The sequence below is a fragment of the Roseibium sp. AWQ4_254 genome, from assembly GCF_056161025.1.
In genome coordinates this window covers 1-18,052 of the sequence record NZ_JBSWYH010000052.1, presented here as the reverse complement: position 1 = coordinate 18,052, position 18,052 = coordinate 1, and the positions used below count along the sequence as shown (strand labels likewise).

Sequence of the window (18,052 nt, the reverse complement as noted above, 5' to 3'; positions counted from 1 at the left end):
CTGGCCTCCTTGTCCAGCCCTCAGCTTGAATCACTATTCACCACAAAAGGGAACCCAAGACGATTCAGACTTTTTGGGAAATGCTCTAGTGGTCGGAATCTATGCCACGTTCCAAGAGGAGCTCAGCGACATTTTCTTGCCTTCCAACAACGTCAGCACTGCCCGTGGAATGTGAGTTCAATCACCTTAAGATCGTGCATGAGCAGCGAACGGCCGCTCTTGCGGGCCGCAACGCAGCGACTTTAGTCGATGTTCAATGTCCGCAAAGGGCCGATTGCGTCCGCGCGTATCGCTCGTGTGAATGGCCACTTCGGTCAGTTCGGTCGCTCATAGTTGCCAGTCAGCAGACGGCAAGTCAGGCCCGCTCCGCGCCCCTGGTCGCCGCCTTCGGACAATGGCTGCAAGAGCAACGCCTCCAGGTCTCCGCCAAGTCCCGTCTCGGCGAGAAGCTTGCCTACATTCATCTTCACTGGGACGGTTTGCAGACCTTCCTCCACGACAGCCGTGTCGAGATTGATAGCAACAGTGTCGAGGATTTGATCCGGCCAATTGCATTGAACAGGAAAAATGCATTGTTCGCCGGCCATGACGAGGGCGGCCGCACCTGGGGTCGCATCGCATCCCTCATCGAGACCGCGAAAATCAATAACGTCGAGCCATTCGCCTATATCAAGGACACACTCGAAGCCATCGCCACCGGCCATCCGAAAAGCAGGATCGACGAACTCCTGCCGAGGAACTTCAAGCCGTCAAGTTGAATACCTGTGGGCCGCTGACGGCGCTTACGATAACGCTCAATAACGCCATGTCTATCACTCCGTATTTCCACGCCGAAATCACGCAGGGGTGGGTTTAAACATGGGTCAGTTCTCAGTAAAAAATTCGGACCTTACCGGGTCAGTTCTCAGTGAAAATCAACACCCGTGGGTCAACCCCGCTCTTCCACTTTAATCAAACTGGAAAACGCCCGTTTAAACTTGGCCGAGTTCAGGATCGTCTTGTGATCACAGCCATCGATCACGATGGTTTGCGTTTCCTTGCAGCAGAACCGCGCTACATCATCCGGCACACCGTTTGCCACGCTAGTCCGCGCCAAGAAAAGCCTCGACGCCTTTCTGCTGCTTCCCCCGACCTCGGAGTGACCCAGCATCCGAATGTTTTCAACCATGCAATCAAGGTCACTCAGGCCACAGTCGACGAGGTCGAAAACATATTGATAGGCGTCGGACTCCCTCAGTCGCCGACATATGTCAGTCCGGCTGAGTTGCGCAAGGGTACTGACTGTAGGCGGATCCACCAGGACCAGTTCGACCGAAGCGGAATGCATTTCCTCCAGTTTCGTGGCTAGGGACGAGGCGACATACGCACCGAATGAATATCCGACCAGCATCTCGATCGGGACCGGTGGCAGGTTCGTCACGATACGGCCCGCCAGGTCGTCGATAGTGGCATAGGGCCAATGGTCGTTATAATCGATCGCGACCGCCCGCTCCGCCGCGGCCGCCTCCCGCAGCAGGGACAGGTAGCAGAATGGGTAAGCGACAAAATCAGGCAGCAGCAGTATCACAAGCCGGCCCTCAGGTTCTCTTCGACCAGATCCATAATTTGCCCGAGCGTTTCGCCGTCGAAGGTCGATCCGGCATGCAGATGCAACTCGGTTCCGGCGGCGATGACGGTCAGGTCAAGATCCGTCCTGGGTCCTTCGGAGGGCACCGGAAGAACTGTTTCCTTGAGGAAACGAAGATCGGCTTCGCTCATGGTTACGAAATTGAAGAGGCAGGCGGCGCTTTTTGCGTTCCAACCCGTTGCCGACAGGATTTCTTCCGACCCGACGATGCAGTTCCTGCGGAACATTGCCATTCGGTCGTGAAACGGCTCCTCCTCATCCGTTGACCGGCTGGGCGCTGCCAACAGCCCGTCGTCGAAGCGGATCGGAGCGGCAACGGTGTAGAAGCCGAGACCGTCCTTCTTGTCGCGCATCGAAAACAGGCACTGAACCAGCGGCGCCTCGTCGCCCAGAACGACCCTGATCGCCTTCCTGTAGGCGCGCATCGATGCCTGCTGCAGGGAGGCAAAGCCATCTCGGGCAAGATCGGTTTGCCTGTTCTGCCAGATCCAGAGCGAGCGGTCGCTGAGTTGCTCTGGCGGCTGGCCAGCACCGGCGTACCCAGTCCAGAAATCAAGGCACGCGTCGGCTTCGGCCGCATAGCGCATTTCCAATTTCAGGTTGGCTGGTACGAATGAAAGATCCGGATTGGCGGCCCCGGCTGGCTCGTATCCGTCCCGAAGCAGGCCTTTCAGCTTGCGCAGGACCAGCAGCTGGCCGAAGTGGTCGCCGAGGGCGTGATGAAACAGCACCGCAACGTGGCGCCGTCCGCGCAGGACCACCTCTGTCAGATAGAACAGCGGCCCTTCAAACAGGCTGACCGGCGTTGCCAGCAGGTGGTCGATGCACGCCCTTTCATCGTCAAAAGAGCGCATGACGGACAGCACATGGCGTTCGCCCGGCACCACGGCAGTTTCCGGCTTGATCGACAGTCCGTCCTCGCCAAGCTCAACAGTCGCAGCCAGCAGCGGAAACGCGCTCGTCATCTCTAGCGCGACCTTGGCCAGATCGACTTTCTCGGCAGAAACCGGTCCAGCGTTGAAGATATAGGCGACGTTGTTGGCCGTTCTGCTGCCGTGAAAGAGTTCCGGGTAAGCCATGGAGGCCTGCATCCGGTTCAGTGGAATGCCCGTCAGGTCCTCTTCCGGGGACGGCGGTAACGAGGCGCGGTTTTCGGCCAGGATCGTCCGAGCCTCTTCTTCTCCGCGTGCATAAACGAAAGCAAAACGTCCTGCCGGCAGGCTCAGCGTTGCGATCCGGGGCAACTCGGTCATGGTGTGATTCCCCGCATATTAGAGCCGAATGACATAATAGTCGTAGTCCTCCGCCCCAGCTTCGTCGCCCGCAGGTCCGGCGATTCCGTCCAGAAGCGCCGATATGCGCGACCAGGAGCAATCCGAGTAGAAGTCGGACAGTTTGAGCGGCTCGGTCAGATGTTGATTGATCAGCGTCACCAGCTTCACGGCCGAGATGGAATCGCCTCCTGCCTGGAAGAAATTCTGGTCTGGTGCCCATTGGCCGAGGCCGCATCTGTCCAGAAGCCAGTGAACACCGGGCGCCTCACGATCTTTCCCGGCAAGGTCGGCCAGTCGGCGGCGCTCCAGTTGCCTCAGGTCGATCTTGCCGTGCGCGGTTACGGGCAGGGAATCAACGGCGATGAATTCATCGGGCACCATGAAATCCGGCAAGTGTGTCTTGCCGAAGGATCGCATCTGGTCCTCGTCCCGCTGACGCGTGGGCGACTGCGGAACGTAAAACAGGGTTACTCGCTTGCCCCCTGCAACGGATTGAACCGTCGCGACGCCGCTCAGAATATCAGGATGCCCCGTGTAAGCCGCGGCGATGTCGCCAAGCGAGGTTCTGTTACCGCGTATCTTGATCTGGTCATCCGCCCGTCCGACATAGTGAAACCTTCCGCGTCCGTCTCGGAAGACCAGGTCACCGCTGGCATAGGCACGCGCTTCACCGAGGTCTGGAAACGACCGGAACCTGGCGTCTGTCAGATCCGGGTCGCCCTTGTATTCCGGTGCAAGGCCCGCCCCTGCGATGATCAGCTCCCCCACCTCGCCGTCGGCACAGGCATTCCCCTGTTCGTCGATCACATGAAGCCGGCTGTCCTGAACCGGATAACCGATCGGAATCCGCTCCGAAAAGTCATGGTCCCTCGGTATCTCGTAGATACAGGTTCCCATCGTGTTTTCGGTCGGGCCATAACCGTTATAGACGGTAATCGTCCCATTGCTGCGGTAAAGAAGATCGACATGCCGGGAAGACAGCTCTTCCCCGCCGATCATAATGTCCGCGACACCTTCAAGACACCCGGGATCGGCTTCCATCAGGCTGTTGAACAGGGAGACGGTCAGCCACATGGCGTTGATGCCGTGTTGCGCAATTTCCCGGCGCAATCCGTCCCCGGTGAGCCAGTCCTCCACCGGAAGCACCAGCGTTCCGCCGTTGCAGAGCGCCGTCCAGATTTCAAACTGGGAGGCATCGAACGTTAGCGCAGAATGATGCAGCATCACCGTCCCGGGGCCCGCATGGAAATGACGGGGCCGGTAGCAGAAACCGATTACCCCGGCATGCGGGCAGGGGATGATCTTTGGAGCTCCGGTCGTGCCGCTTGAAAAATTGACATAGACAATGTCCCGCCCCATTGGCGCAGCTGACAAGAGATCGCAGCACCCGGGCGCGAGCAGACCGGCAGACCCAAAGACCCGGGGAAACCGCGCGTTGCGGAGGGTGTTTTCCGAGACAAATGCCGATATGCCGGCCCTCTCGATGACGGCATTGTTCCAGGTTGCGGGGTTGCGTTCGCTGACATAGCAATAGCTTCCACCCGCCTTGAGGATGGCCAGCAGCATCACGATCCGGTCAATGCCCTGCCGCATCTGAATGCCGACAACATCTCCAGGACGGACGCCGGACCGGGCCAGCCGGCCGGCGGCCCGGCTGGAAATCGTGTCCAGTTCGGCATAGCTCAAGCTGTCATCACCGCAGCGCACGGCGCAGTGTTCAGGCAACTCCTCGACCGCCTTGCCAAAGGCTTCCGTCACGGTTGAAATCATCGGCAACACCCTAGTTTCCCCTGTGCCTTATGAGACTGAACCCCTTCGGAAAGGTGTTGTTTCCGCGATAAAGCTCCAGGGCCTCGGTCACTGAAAAGACGGTCCTCGGCAGCAGTGCGACAACGCTTCCTTGCCTGTCGATCAGGTCAACGGCGCGTTTCAGATTGGCATCGACCGTCGCCTCACCGGGCAAGGGCGTCACTTCGCGAAGGCCCGCGTGATACGCATCGTCGCGATAGCCGGCACCGCAGCGCGAAATGTTGACAAGATCAAAATTTCCGGAGGCTGGGGAGAACCCGATGAGGCCTGACAGCCTGCCCAGATTGACGAGCATTGCCCGGTCCTGGCCGTTGCCGTCAGGGGCCAGCAAGCGGAGAATATCCGCCATCTGGGTGCTGACATCCCCGTCAGCGCAGAAGAAGATCTTGGTGAAACGCGTTCCCGGGTCAGCGGCACCCGGGTCGCATGCAGGCCATGGCAATTCCTTCAGCCTATCGGGTTGCGGATCCCAAACGGACACCGACGCACCAATGTCGGAAGCTCGGAGCGCCATGAGCAGGCCCACCCCTCCGAGACCAAGAACCAGAACCCTGTCGTTTCCGGTCAACCGGCTGCGATCCCCGGCGTGGATTACAGTCGCGGCCAGACACGCGAGAATTGCCTGCTCGAGAGCCAGGCTGTCCGGGAGCGGACAAACCAGGCGGCGGGGCATCAGCAGGTGATCGGAATGGATAGCGCAGCGCCAGCCCATGGCGACCACGCGGCTGCCCGGGCCGACATGATCCGCATGTGCTCCCGCCTCCACAACGGTCCCAGCCGCACAATAGCCAAGGTCCAGCTGTTCCCCCGTTTCCCGTGCCTGCCGGACATAATGCAATTCGGTCCCCGGACTGATCATCGAAAACGCGGTTTCGATCAGCACATGATTGTCGTCGCATCCTGGAACGTCTTCGCTGAAAAGCTGAACGCCCTGGTTTCCGCGCACGCGGAACATCTGCCGTGTCATCGGCTGCATCACGGTCTCCCGGCGGCGAGAGCCTGAAGACACCGGTCAAAATCCGGAAACGACGTCCTGTAGCACTCCCCTCCCGGTATCAGCCCCCCCAGTCCGTGCACCAGCATCAAGACATGAGCCGTCATGGAGAGCCTGTGATCGTCGAACACGGCGACATCCTCCACAGGGTGGGGCATCTGCCCTCCGAATGTGCGGATGGAATAGCCGTCGATCGCGGTCCTGATGCCGAGGGTTGCCAGCATCCGGCAAGTTGCCTGGATCCTGTCGGACTCCTTGAAGGTCAGTTCGAAAAGATTCTCAAAGACAGCCTCTCCGGGAAGAAGGCTGGCGATCGCGACCATCAGCGGGATCTCGTCAATCATGGAATGAAGACTTGCCTTGCCGTGCAGCCCGGCCGCCTTGAGTTCTCCGCCACCCTGCACCGTCACCGTTCCGGTATCTTCGCCGGCGGATGTGCCCGTTTTCTCCATCCGCACATCGAACCCGCAGGATTTCAGCCAGTGAAAGAATCCGGTTCTGGTCGGATTGATGCAGACCCCTTCGAAGGTGATGCGTCGCTCCGGCCTGTTCCTGTCCGCAAGCAAGGCCAATGCCGCAAGATAGGCAAGCGCCGAAGGATCCAGAGGTATTGCGATTGTCTGTGGCACCTGAAACTGCCCAGGCCGGAAGGTAACCGTCTTGCCGTTGTCCTCGACAAGGTCGCCGCAACCGCGCGCCATCAATTGCGTGTGATCCCGAGCGACGACCGGATACGTGACTGCAACAGGAACACGCGCTGCAATCCCGGCGAAAAGGATGGCCGAGACCGATTGGGCGCTGCCGATCGTTGTGGCGACCGCACCTGCGCGGACCTTCCCCGGCAGGACCCGTAGCGGCAGGCATCCTTCGCGCCCCAGGTAGTCAAACCTTGCACCAAGAGCGCGCAAGGGCTCCACGATCCAGTCGAAAGGCCGGTTGCGCAAGGTTTCGTCGCCGTCAACGATACAGTCGATGCCGAGGCCGCAGAGAACGCCGATCAGCAATCTGGCCGCTGCACTGGAAGGGCCTAGATTGACACGCCGCACGCCATCGATCGCGGCCGTGCGCAGAGAAGTCTGAAAATCGACGGTACCGGCAGATGCGTTGAAATCCAGACCTACCCCAAGCTGCTCCAGCGCCGAGATCAGGAGCGTGACAGCGGCTCCCTGATTGATCCGTTCAATTCTCACGGGGTGATCCGACAAGGCACCGAAAAGAAGGGCGCGATGCGAAATGGATTTGTCTGACGGAACGAACGCGGCGGCCTGCCGCCAATTCAGGTCCAAGGGCAAAGGTGCGGCGTCAATGGTCCGGTCTGGATAGTGAAGCATAACCCTATCCCCGCCTGTACCGGGTTGGATCGATCAGCTTGTCATCGTCGACAAGACTGTCCTCGTCGAAAACCTCGCGGGCTGCCGGTCCCTTCGGCAGGAAGTCGCTGGTTGCCTCATAGGATCTGCGCCGCTGCCGCTTGCGCTCCAGCCCGAGGTTGAACCCGTCAAGCTCAATCGGCCATTGCTCCAGCATTCCGGCGTCCCGGCAGTGATCCGCAAGTTGCTGACCGTTTCGCGTGCGGACGAGAACACGTCCGTATTTGCCGAAACCGGTGCCATTGATGCTTGCATCAAAAATATTGGGATCGCCATCGCAGACGCTTATATCCGCAAGTCCGCTCATCCAATCGCCGCAAGACAGGCAGCGGTGGTTCTTGCCCCCCTTCAATTCCTTCAGGATTTGCCAGAATTCGAGGGAATGGTGACTTCCGTCCACCGTCGAAACCTTGAGGTTGCCAGGATAGGGACCGCTTCGGTAACGCACGTCGACAACGTCTTCGAGAGGCAGGTTCAGGCGGTTTTGGACAATGTCGGCCGTGCCTTTTGGCAATGTCCCCGAAGAACAAGCGGTTTCGATCAGCACAACGATCTTCTCGCGGGCCCAGTCGGCGATGTCCCCCTCCAGATTCTGCAACTTGCGGATTGCCTGCATGTGACAGGCCAGACCGGCAACAGCGATCCGGTCGTCCGGGAAACTTTCGAAAAGGGGGCGGAGCTCCGCGAGATAGGGAGCAAGCTGATAGGTGGACTGGGCGTTTGCTATGATTGTCTCGTCATCACCGGACACAACTCCTTTCGCACGCCAGCCGGCATCGGGGTTGCGTCCCATGGTCAGGATATGTCTGACGCCGAAGGCCTCTGATTTGCTTCCAAGCAATAGGGTCGTGACGGTGCCGCCGCTCGCGGAAGCTTCAAAAACATCCGGAAGGGTTGATCTGGCGCCGAACAGATTCACGTGAATTCCAAGCCAGCGTTCTTCCGACCGCCTTTTCCTGCCGAATAATCGGATCTCGGCCTCGTCCGTTGCGGGGTCGGCACCGGGGCAGACGTCATGGCAGAGACTGCAGGCACCGCACAAAGCCGGATCGAAATCGAGCACCGGATCAAGTCTATCCTGATCGAAAGTCAACAGATTATCCGGACAGACAAGCGCGCAGGCGCCGCAACCGGCACACAGGTCCGGATCCAGCACATGTGTTTGCAATTCACTTATCGACATTGGCCGGCCCTACTATTCTAAAGTTGTTGATAGCAAAATTTCTAACTATACCTGCATTTGCGCGCAGACCTCGGCCTGTGAGCGCTTTGACCAGGCTTCAGTTCAATTCCATTTTGACAATTTCCAGAGAGACCGAGGCATCGCCTCTGGTGAAAATTCCGGTCCCGGTCTGCACAAACCCCAGCCCCCGATAGAAGCCCTGAGCCGTCACGGTGGACTCAAGGTAGATTCGGGACGCCCCCTTCATGCGTATGTGGGTGATGGCTGTGTTCATCAGAGCCTTGCCGACCCCCAATCCGGCGGCAGAACCGCAGACGAAGAGCTTGGTTATTTCGCTCCCCTCCACTTCCACCAGCCCAAGGATGACGCCCTGCCTATACGCAATCCAATGCTCGCCGCGTTCGATTGCCGGCAGGTACATATCCGGGTCCCTGCCGTACAGCCACATTTCAATTTGCTCGCTGGTGTACTCACCCGTACACAGATTGCGTACCGAATCCCGATGCACGTTGAAGATTTCATTGCGATCTTCCGGGGCAGCAAGACGGATCTCGAATTCTATCATTTTCATTGCTCTTGAATCAGCTCTGTGCGGGCACGGGTTTCCGGCGGAATAACTTTTGGAATTTCAGCCCCAAGATGCATCCGGCTACGACCAGAAGACTTCCGGCCACCATCTCGGCACGGAGCGAGGTTTCGCCGAAAGCAAAGGAGATGTAGGTCGCGATCAACGGATAGATAAATCCGATGTAACCGGCATATTCCGCACCGATCCGCCCGACCAGCGCGATGTACAGAACAAAGACCAGCGCGGAGCAGACCGTCCCCAGATAGACCAGCGGAAGCAGGTAGCTGACGGTCAACGGCACCGAAAGGGGAACACCCTGCAGCAGGGCCGCCGCGAGATAGAACAGACAGGCCCACCCGATCGCGATCATGTTAATGCGCACGGAACCGACCCTGTGCGTTTTCTGGAGGTATTCGGAGAGAACCGATCCGACCGCAACCGCCAGAAACGACAGGAGGGCAAGAGCCAGCCCGAGCAGCACATGGGTTCCTGCCGCCTCACCGCTGAGAAAGAACAAGGCGACCCCGCAAGAGGCAATGAGCGCGCCGAAAATGTTGCTGGAAAGGATGCGCGCTCCCTGGAAAATCCTCTTCAAGGCCATCGAAAAGAATATTACCGAGATGCTGAGACAGGCGATGTAGGAACTGGGTAGGTATTGCGTTGCCGCATAGGTAAGCCCAATGCCGGCGAAATAATAAACAACACCGACGAGACCACACAGAAGAACCGGAGCTCGGACACGCTCCGCGCCGGCGAGATTTAGTCGGTCAACCAGCACGAGGGTCACAAACGCGAGCAGGAAGCGCCAGAACAGGGAGACCACGGCCGGTGTCTCGACAATTTGCGTGGTGATGGCAATCCAGTTTGTCGACCAGATGGTGACGCAGGCTGCGAAGAGCACCATGCTTCCTGCCGAAATCACACCCGCACCGGCGGACGGAGAGGGCTTTTTCATCGGTCCGCCCTCTCTTCGCCAATCACCCCAGCCCTGCGAAGTTCCTGCCCTATCGTCTTGCAGAATGTCTCCACAAGGGCACGGTTGAAGACCTCGGGATTGAATTCGGTCTTGAGAAGCAACGCGCCATCCTGCTGATACCCGGTGCATTCAAGGTGGTGACTTGGCCGGCCATGCATGCTGGTGAGCGATATGGGATTGACGGAAAAGCAGTCCGATGAGGCGATCGCGATGTCACCCAGGAAATTGAAGCTGGCAAAGCATTGCCGCTCGCCTTTTTGCGTACCACCGCCCTCAGGCAGAAAATAGGCATTGCCAAAGGTATGTGCGATCCCGTCCGCGCTCCGGCGGTAGGCTTGAACCGCCTGAACTGTCTCATTGATATCGAGGTCCGCTGTTTCCAACACAACGGGATAGATCACCGTGAACCATCCAAACAATCCGTCGGTTGCCAACCCTCCCGGAGTCAGGCCGCGCCCATGACTGAGAAAGTCGATTTTCTGGCTGGAGCCGGGGAACACCGCGGAAAAGCCCCGCAACACCGCAGCCAGCAGCCAGTCGCCGATATCGGTATGCAGACTTGCTGGGTCTCCGGCTGGTTGACCGAGGTGGATTTCGCAAAGCTCGAACGCCTCCCGGCGTGGTATCGACCGGCGGGCACCTGCAGGATCAGGGCATGAAGACCAGGGCAGACTGTCCCAGAATTCGGAGGCCCGCTCTGTCGACAAGTCACGGCTGTAGGCCTGAACCCAATCCCGGTAACCGGCGGCCGGTTTTGCCCAGGTATCCATCTGACCTTTCTCGACTGCCTCGGACAAATCCGAAAGCAAGACGATCCAGGACACTCTGTCGACGACGAATTGATGGCAGCTCACCACGACACTCAGGCGGCCGTCAGAGATGAGTGCCGCCGCCGCCACCATCCGGCCGGCGGCAAGCGAAATGCGGCTTTCGCACTCCGCCAGTGCCTGTTCGGCGTTCATTCCTGCCGGATACCTTCGAACGTCAAAGGACGTCATGTCAGGCAGGTGCCGGGCAAGCAACGCGGAGAGCACCTGGGCAATTTCCTCCAGTCTCCGTTCAGGCCCGGAATAGTCAAGGACACAGCTCTGGCACCAGATGTCGAGATCGGGGATTCCCCTGCTCTCAAGAAAAAACCTGTTCGGCAAACCATGCAGCGGCGTCGGCGCTCCGGCGGGCTCGGCGTGCGTTGGCAGTGCCGTCTCTCCCTCCTGGAATGCGAGATAATCCGCAACCGGCTTGTCCGATATCAGGTCCTCAAGCGGCACTTTGATGCCGTTGCGCTTCATGGCCGCGACAAGAGAAAGCGCCATAAGGGAATCGCCGCCATTGTCGAAGAAGCTCTGCTTGACATCGATGACGTTCTTTTTCAGCGCTTTCATCATCGCGTCCAGAAGAGGCGTCTGTTCGCGGTGCTGACATCCGGATGCGGCTTGCTTTCCCTGAACCAGGCGTTTCAGTTCGTCCCGGTCGAACTTGTTGTTGCGGGTCAGGGGAAGCCGCTCCATAAGCAGATACTGACGCGGACGCTTGTGGCCCTCCAATCGGTCTGCAAGCATTTTTTGCAGCGCCGGTTCCGTGAGGCTGGCATCGGCTGGGATCACCGCGGCGGCGATGTCCTCGCCGTCGCCGGAATTGATGGTGAAGATACAGCAGTCACGCACATGGGTCAGGGAGCGCAGTGCGGATTCCACTTCAACCAGGGAAACCTTCAATCCGTTGACCTTAACAACGGAATCCCGACGCCCCACGATGGCCACGTGTTCGTTTTCATCGTAATGAGCGATATCGCCGGTCGCAAAGCAGCGCACGGAGCCCGCTGCCTCGCGCCCAAGTCGTACAAACCGGCGTGACGGCAGATCCAGCACCGAAGCAACGAGGTCGGAGGTCAGGGTTACCTCCCCTTCCGTGCCTGCACCCAAAATCTTCCGCCCGTCGGCATCCCTGAGATCCGTGCGAACGCCCTCAACCTGATGGGCCAGCGACCATATTCCGCTGTTCTTGGCCGCGCCTTGCTCGTAACAAGCGTACATCGCCGTCGTGCATTCGGTCGGACCATAGGCATTGTAAAGGCGAGAACTGGCCGCAAAGCTGCTGTTGAAGAGGTCCAGATCGCCCTCGAACATTTTCTCGCCGCCGATCACGATCCGTTTTGGGCGGGCCTTGTTTCCAAGGCCGGCGCGATAGAATTGCCTGAAATAGGGCACGGTCATGTGGAGTACATCGATCTCATGCTGACCGATAAACTTCGCGACCTCTTCCATCGTGCATTGACGGGGGTTCATCGTACACAGAACAGCGTCGCAATAGAGCGCGGCAAAAACATCCATGAGCCCCGCATCCCAGGCAGACGACGCGAGTTGCAGAACTTTCTCGCCCCGGTGCAAATTCAGGTAACCCGTGTAATTCGCAATATGACGCCGCAGGGCAATTGTTGTCTGGAGGATCGCTTTCGGAGTGCCGGTTGTGCCGCTAGTTAGGACGACATATTCGGCACAACCCAGCCGAAGTTTGACCGGACCGTCTTCGTGCCGGACTGGATGCCGGTTGTGATCCGCGCCGGTGTCGGTTGGACGAATGAATTCGGATTCCGGCAACAGGTCCTGAAATGCCTTCATGCGCGCGCCGTGCGAGACGCAGACCACACAGCGTACGTCCAGCGCTCTTACGATCGGTTCAAGTGCATCGGTCTGGATTTCTGGATCGATAAAAACAACTCTGCCGGCCACGCCGAGCGCTGCAAGCACACCGACGTAATTGTCCGCTCCATGAGAGCCCAGAACCGCGACACACGCGCCGGCACCGCCGGCAGCAGCAATGTCGCTCGAACATGCCGCAATCCTGCCTTCAAGGTCATGCCAGGTCCACCGGGCACTCCCATCAATGACTGCAAGGTCATGTCTGTTTCGCAACTCAAGTGTCTGATCGGTCATCTCAGGGGGCCTGCTGCCTCAATGGAGCGACTTGACATTCAACGCGCTGTCCAGCGCCGCGAAGAACTCGCCCATATGAGTTTCGTCAAAGATCAGGGGCGGCGTGAGTTTGACTGTCGTGCCGTGAGTGCCGCCGGTTCGAACGATCACACCGCTGTGCAACAACCTCTCCGCCAATTGCGCAGCAGATCCTGGCAGAAGCCTGCCAGCTTCCGCGGACCCAACGAAGTCGAACGCGAGCATCAAACCGATGCCCCGCACCCCGCTCACTCTGTCATCCGTGTCCGCAAGCGCCCTCAACCGCTTCGTGAATATTGCACCGGATCGGGCTGCTGCCCCACTTTGGTCCTGCCGACCGTGAAGCTCGAGCACCTTGCTGGCTACGGCACATGCCAGGGGCATAAAGGTGAATGTCGAGGAATGCTGGGTGTAGGAGAGCACATCAACGATTTCCGGCGGGCCGGCGACCGCTGAAACAGGCAGGCCGTTTCCGAGGGACTTTCCAAGGACGACAATATCGGGGCACAGATCCTGCGACGCCACAAAGGGTTGTCCGGTGCGCCCGAGACCAGTGTAGATCTCGTCGAAGACACTCAGAACGTCAAACTCCGCACAGACCGACAGCAGTTCCTTCAGGATGTCCCGGCGCACCACGTGAATGCCTTCCGCGGCCTGAACCGGCTCAATGATCGCCGCAGCAGGCAGCCTGCCCTCATTTTGCGCTTCGCGCAGCAGCACCCGCAAAGCCTCGCCCCAGTCCGCCCCATCCAGTTGCGTCTGCCCCTGATACGCCTGGACAGAAAAGGTCGGGTTGTTCCGAAGTCCTACGGCCAGCAGATCGCGGAACGTGTCGTTGGACGTGATCGACAGGGCACCCTGCGTTTTGCCGTGAAACGAACCCGAGAAATAGAGTATCGGCTCACGTCTCGTTTTCTTGCGGGCAATCTTGATTGCTACTTCAACAGCCTCCGCGCCGGTCACGGCTCCCATGACGGACGCCTCCCGGTACGGCAGCACATGTTCGAGCTGGGAGATCATCCGGTGACGGAACGGGTTGTCGATATTCCAACCGGTATGGATCAGCTGTTCGGCCTGGCATTTCAGGGTAGAGACAACTTCGGGGTGCTGATGTCCAAGATTCACAGCGCCACTACCACCCGTCATGTCGAGATAGGCACGCCCCTGTTCATCGAAAAGATGGCAGCCTCGCCCCCGAACCATAGCCGGTGCGCCCCCACTCTGCCTCTGGACCGATATCGACAAAGCTTCCTTGTAGGAGCCAGCTACACTGTTAAAAATGGCCGTCACTTCAGATTACAACCTTGATACGATCAATGTTAAATCACTTGAAAAATCCAAACAAAGCCGCCACATTAATCAGCTCGTTAATTTCTCTACGGTGATCCTTTTATCTTATGCATAGTTGTTATTTTTACGTATTTCAACCATTTTCTTTTTTGGACAAAGATCCGTATAAAAGGCAATAAATTGTTCTTTTATATCGACATTCAGCCTATTTCGAATAGAAGAAAAAAGATCTTTTGATTTCAAAAAACACTTTTGTATTGTTTTTTATTACCACCAAACCTGAAATTGCATTTCAGTCTTGCTCGGGCCGGCATACCCGACAAGCTGCGGACGCTTCGTTCGTCTCGTAGAAACTGCAGGTGCGACCTGAAACGCGGGCACTTCATTTGACTATGCTCCACTCGCGCCTCCTGCAGCGCCAAAACGGAGGCGAGACGGCCCCTCCCGGCCCACCTCCGGTCACATCCGGTTGAGAACCTGTTCAGAGGTTTTGAAGGCTTCCGAAACTGCAGGCAACTCTCTTTCAAAGTGGTATTTCTGGATTGCCGGTGCCTCAAAATACCTGGCGAACTTGTGTCCGGAATAAACCGCAGCGGCAATTGTCCCCGGTCCGTGGCAATCGCCGATCAGTGACACGGGGAAGACTTCCAACGCCCCCTTTTCAAACCCGCTCCTGATGTCGTCGTAAAGCGTGAGATTTTCTGCCCTGGACGTCACCATGACAACTGAAGCACAGGGCAGGTCAATCCGTTCGCCGGTGAACTCACAAGCCGCAACAACTGATTTTTCATGAATGACTTCAAGGGACTTATGAGCACAGATCTTAACGCCGAGACGCAGGAGCCGCTCCTGGATACGGTGCTGTTCAAGGGTGTTCTGTGTCCAGCTCGAGACTTCGGCAGCAGGCGTTAGCAGGGTGATATCCTGACAACCGAGCTTGCTCAGCGCTTCCGCCGCAACCCCACCCATATAATAGTGGTCGTCGTCGAAGATGACGACCGGATCCGGGACTTGCGAGAGCGCTTGCAGGTCCGTCACGGTGTAGACATGCGGGTGTTGCCAGCCGGGAACAGGCTGTGTCGTTGACCGGCCCACTCCGTCTTTGCGCCAGGTTGATCCGGTCGCAACGACGAGGTGATCGAATTCCAGGTCCGTCAAATCGCCGACCTGCAAGTCACTTTCGGGATAGATGGATACATTATACAGCTTGTTCAGTTGCCCAACTCTGTAGTCAACCACCCGGCGCCATTCCGCCAATCCCGGAAGCCGGCTTTCCTGAACACAGCGCCCTCCGAGGGTCCGGCTCGCCTCAGCAAGCATAACCTCATAGCCGCGTTGACCAAGCTGGAGCGCGCATTCGAGACCGGCCGGACCACCGCCGACGACAAGAATGCTTTTGTCGGTCTTCTTTGACGGCACCTTTTCCGGATGCCACCCGCGCCGATATTCTTCTCCAATGGTCGGATTCTGAGTACAGCGAAATGGAACGTAAGTGAAATCGCCACTAAGACACATGTTGCAACCGATGCATTCGCGTATGTCTTCCGAACGGCCACTGCGCAATTTCTCGGGAAGGAACGGGTCAGCGATAGACGGCCGCGCAGCCCCAATAAGGTCGAGGACTCCGTCCTTCACCTGGCGCACCATGGTTTCAGGCGAGGTGAACCGGCCAACTCCGACAACCGGCTTGGTTGTCACGGATTTCACAAAGCTGACGAAGGGTTCCTGAAATCCTTCTTTGGCAAACCGGGAACTGGAGGAATCCATCGCCCGATCGCCCACATTCACATCCCAAAGGTCCGGCAGTTCCGCGAGCATCTCGACGACTTGCCTGGATTCATCCGTAACGGTCATCGACCGGTCAGGCCCTTCTTCGATGCCAACTGAAAAACGGACCGCAACCGCGCAAGTGTCGCCCACGGCATCCTTGGTATCCTCGATCAGTTCTCGCAGAAGGCGCACCCTGTTGGAAAGAAGCCCACCATATTCGTCGGTGCGGTGATTGTATTGCCGGGAAAGGAAATGTGTGGTCAGCGCGTAGTTGTGGGCTGCATAGACATAGATAATGTCAAAGCCGGCGAGCTTGGCCCGCTTCGCCGCATCCGTGTGCCATCGCCTCAGTTCCACGATGTCCTGCTTGTCCATAGCGCGCGCCTGGAGCGGATCATACGACAGCACCGGCAAGGCCGACGGACCGATTGGAATCTCCCGGCTGTATTCATTGGTGGCCCAAAGCCCATGATGGGTCAGTTCAATACCCGCCAGCGCCCCATGTCTATGCACGGCATCAGTCATGAGCATCAAGCCGGGTATATCCCTGTCATCCCAGAGCCTTGCTTCCTGGTTCGGCTGAAGGTCTGTGGTTGGATGTATGTCGCACTCTTCCGTGCACACGACCCCCCAGCCTCCTTCGGCCTTCATCTCGCGCATCGCCGCTACGGAGCGTGGCATCAGATGTCCCATGCCATTGCAATGGGGCACTTGGTAAAAGCGATTCTTTGTTCGAACCGGGCCGATTTGCACAGGCTCAAACAGGAGGTCGTAACGCGGGTCAAGATCGGCCACTGCCATTCCTTCCACGTCACGCCGTCTGGTCGGAAACAGCAAGACGTGCCCGACTTCCGAGCGGCCGCATGTCCGTCCATATGGTTGCTATGTGATCCAGGCAGGCCGATTTGTCCCCCTCAAAGGCACACTTGACCCAGCCGTCCGGCAGTTTTCTGGGTTGAGGCCATATCGAATAATGCCCTTCATGGCTGCAGACGACGACAAAGATATCCGCATTGCTCATTGCAATGATCTCCAGTTGTGATGGGTTTTAATTGGCAGGCACGGTTCTGCGGTAGAACCGCATTGACAGAAGTATCGCAGTGATGCCCAGCCCCAGGGCGAGGCCATACCAGAGACCCACCGCCCCTAGCCCGGTATGGAAGCCGAGAAGCCACCCACTTCCCAGTCCCACCACCCAGTAACCGAACATGGCGATCCACATCGGTACCGTGGTGTCCTCCAGTCCGCGCAATGCGCGCGACGAAACGGCCTGCACACCGTCAAGGACCTGGAACAGCGCCGCAACGGAAATCAGCTGTATTGCAACCTGGATGGTGAGCTGGTTGCCTGCATCGTCATAGTCAAGAAACACACCAATAAGCGCCTGCGGAAAGAAAAGCATGATGAGGACTGCAATGACGGTCAGCCCGATCGCCAGGGCCAGTGAAACCGTTCCGATATCCCGGGCAAATTTCGTCTGTGCCGTGTCGAAGGATTGCGCAATCTTGATGGTCGTGGCGTCTCCCAGAGCAATCGCAAGAATAAAACTGAACTCCAGGATACTGACGACGATCTGGTGAGCCGCCAGATACTGCACCCCCATGATGCCCATGAGCAGCGCGATCACGGAAAACAGCGCATGCTCCATCAACAGAACGACGGCCACGGGCAACCCGGTCAAAAAAACCGACCTTTGAATTGAAAAGTCCAACCGGGTTAGAGGATTGAATAACTTGTATTGTTTGAAAACCGGCCGGAAAACAAGATCTGCGACAAGCGCAACCAGCATGAACCAGCTTGCAACGGAAGTGCCGATGCCGGCCCCTGCAACACCAAGCTCGGGAAACCCCGCCTTTCCGAACACGAGCGCGTAACTGAGGATGGCGTTCAATAGGGTTGCCAGTACCGCGATCACCGTTGATGAAAACGTTCGATCCACCGCGGCCGTGAACGACCTTAGGACAGCAAAGAGCAAGGTCGCCGGAATCGACCAGACCACGGTGTTAAGATAGTCGCCGGATATCGCTCCGACTTCCGCATCCTGCCCGGTCATAAGCAGCAATGTGGGCAAGTTCAGGCAAACCGCGATCATGACCAGCGACAGCCCGACCGCTGCCAGCATACCGTTCTGGAGAATTCTGGAAGCATTTGGGCACCCGCAACAACCCGCTATTTTGAGGCGTCCCGACGGCTTTCAGCCATGAGGCCCGCGTTTTTGCCCCGGATCGGATTGATCCGGG

Annotated in this window: 14 protein-coding genes; 1 reads left to right on the top strand and 13 read right to left on the bottom strand. The window is 58.1% G+C overall.

Annotated features, from left to right (window positions below; translation table 11 throughout):
* Positions 1–164 precede the first annotated feature (164 nt).
* Positions 165–758 carry an IS66 family transposase gene (locus tag ACXAIC_RS23820; RefSeq protein WP_475186709.1) on the top strand — a complete coding sequence of 198 codons (594 nt, stop codon included), beginning with the start codon at positions 165–167 and terminating at the stop codon, positions 756–758.
* Between the two features lie 170 nt (positions 759–928).
* Here the strand turns inward: ACXAIC_RS23820 and ACXAIC_RS23815 are convergent, their stop codons facing one another.
* The 13 genes from ACXAIC_RS23815 to ACXAIC_RS23755 all read right to left on the bottom strand — a co-directional run bounded on the left by ACXAIC_RS23815 (position 929) and on the right by ACXAIC_RS23755 (position 17,949).
* Positions 929–1,567, bottom strand: a complete 639-nt coding sequence (locus tag ACXAIC_RS23815; protein ID WP_475186708.1) for a thioesterase domain-containing protein — start codon at positions 1,565–1,567, stop codon at positions 929–931.
* A complete protein-coding gene (locus ACXAIC_RS23810; RefSeq protein ID WP_475186704.1) occupies positions 1,564–2,880 on the bottom strand; it encodes a condensation domain-containing protein in 1,317 nt (438 codons plus the stop codon). The genes ACXAIC_RS23815 and ACXAIC_RS23810 overlap by 4 nt, the downstream gene beginning before the upstream one ends.
* 18 nt (positions 2,881–2,898) lie before the next feature.
* Complete coding sequence (locus tag ACXAIC_RS23805) at positions 2,899–4,671, bottom strand: non-ribosomal peptide synthetase (protein WP_475186699.1); 1,773 nt, start codon at positions 4,669–4,671, stop codon at positions 2,899–2,901.
* Positions 4,672–4,681: 10 nt separating this feature from the next.
* Positions 4,682–5,686, bottom strand: a complete 1,005-nt coding sequence (locus ACXAIC_RS23800) for an MDR/zinc-dependent alcohol dehydrogenase-like family protein (protein ID WP_475186696.1) — start codon at positions 5,684–5,686, stop codon at positions 4,682–4,684.
* Complete coding sequence (locus ACXAIC_RS23795; RefSeq protein ID WP_475186694.1) at positions 5,686–7,035, bottom strand: 3-phosphoshikimate 1-carboxyvinyltransferase; 1,350 nt, start codon at positions 7,033–7,035, stop codon at positions 5,686–5,688. Before ACXAIC_RS23795 ends, ACXAIC_RS23800 begins: the two co-directional genes overlap by 1 nt.
* Before the next feature lie 4 nt (positions 7,036–7,039).
* The gene (locus ACXAIC_RS23790) at positions 7,040–8,257 is read right to left on the bottom strand and encodes a Coenzyme F420 hydrogenase/dehydrogenase, beta subunit C-terminal domain (protein ID WP_475186691.1); all 1,218 of its coding nucleotides are present in this window, start codon (positions 8,255–8,257) and stop codon (positions 7,040–7,042) included.
* A 97-nt stretch (positions 8,258–8,354) separates the two neighbouring features.
* Entirely contained in the window at positions 8,355–8,822 is a 468-nt protein-coding gene (locus ACXAIC_RS23785; RefSeq protein WP_475186689.1) for a GNAT family N-acetyltransferase, read from the bottom strand.
* Between the two features lie 16 nt (positions 8,823–8,838).
* Positions 8,839–9,726 carry a DMT family transporter gene (locus tag ACXAIC_RS23780; RefSeq protein ID WP_475186685.1) on the bottom strand — a complete coding sequence of 296 codons (888 nt, stop codon included), beginning with the start codon at positions 9,724–9,726 and terminating at the stop codon, positions 8,839–8,841.
* Positions 9,727–9,776: 50 nt separating this feature from the next.
* Positions 9,777–12,734, bottom strand: coding sequence for an AMP-binding protein (locus ACXAIC_RS23775; RefSeq protein ID WP_475186681.1), 2,958 nt, complete (start codon positions 12,732–12,734; stop codon positions 9,777–9,779).
* 18 nt (positions 12,735–12,752) lie between these two features.
* Positions 12,753–13,955, bottom strand: coding sequence for an aspartate aminotransferase family protein (locus ACXAIC_RS23770; protein WP_475186679.1), 1,203 nt, complete (start codon positions 13,953–13,955; stop codon positions 12,753–12,755).
* A gap of 546 nt (positions 13,956–14,501) precedes the next feature.
* Complete coding sequence (locus ACXAIC_RS23765) at positions 14,502–16,613, bottom strand: oxidoreductase (protein ID WP_475186677.1); 2,112 nt, start codon at positions 16,611–16,613, stop codon at positions 14,502–14,504.
* A gap of 10 nt (positions 16,614–16,623) precedes the next feature.
* Positions 16,624–16,833 (bottom strand): MbtH family protein, encoded by a 210-nt coding sequence (locus ACXAIC_RS23760; RefSeq protein WP_475186674.1) that lies wholly within the window; start codon positions 16,831–16,833, stop codon positions 16,624–16,626.
* Positions 16,834–16,860: 27 nt separating this feature from the next.
* Entirely contained in the window at positions 16,861–17,949 is a 1,089-nt protein-coding gene (locus ACXAIC_RS23755) for an MATE family efflux transporter (protein WP_475186713.1), read from the bottom strand.
* Positions 17,950–18,052: the final 103 nt, after the last annotated feature.

Coding starts and splice junctions, on each gene's coding strand:
- ACXAIC_RS23775 (WP_475186681.1), bottom strand. CDS start 12,734: ATGACCGATCAGACACTTGAGTTGCGAAACAGACATGACCTTGCAGTC.
- ACXAIC_RS23795 (WP_475186694.1), bottom strand. CDS start 7,035: ATGCTTCACTATCCAGACCGGACCATTGACGCCGCACCTTTGCCCTTG.
- ACXAIC_RS23800 (WP_475186696.1), bottom strand. CDS start 5,686: ATGCAGCCGATGACACGGCAGATGTTCCGCGTGCGCGGAAACCAGGGC.
- ACXAIC_RS23790 (WP_475186691.1), bottom strand. CDS start 8,257: ATGTCGATAAGTGAATTGCAAACACATGTGCTGGATCCGGACCTGTGT.
- ACXAIC_RS23785 (WP_475186689.1), bottom strand. CDS start 8,822: ATGATAGAATTCGAGATCCGTCTTGCTGCCCCGGAAGATCGCAATGAA.
- ACXAIC_RS23810 (WP_475186704.1), bottom strand. CDS start 2,880: ATGACCGAGTTGCCCCGGATCGCAACGCTGAGCCTGCCGGCAGGACGT.
- ACXAIC_RS23770 (WP_475186679.1), bottom strand. CDS start 13,955: ATGGTTCGGGGGCGAGGCTGCCATCTTTTCGATGAACAGGGGCGTGCC.
- ACXAIC_RS23765 (WP_475186677.1), bottom strand. CDS start 16,613: ATGGCAGTGGCCGATCTTGACCCGCGTTACGACCTCCTGTTTGAGCCT.
- ACXAIC_RS23760 (WP_475186674.1), bottom strand. CDS start 16,833: ATGAGCAATGCGGATATCTTTGTCGTCGTCTGCAGCCATGAAGGGCAT.
- ACXAIC_RS23805 (WP_475186699.1), bottom strand. CDS start 4,671: ATGATTTCAACCGTGACGGAAGCCTTTGGCAAGGCGGTCGAGGAGTTG.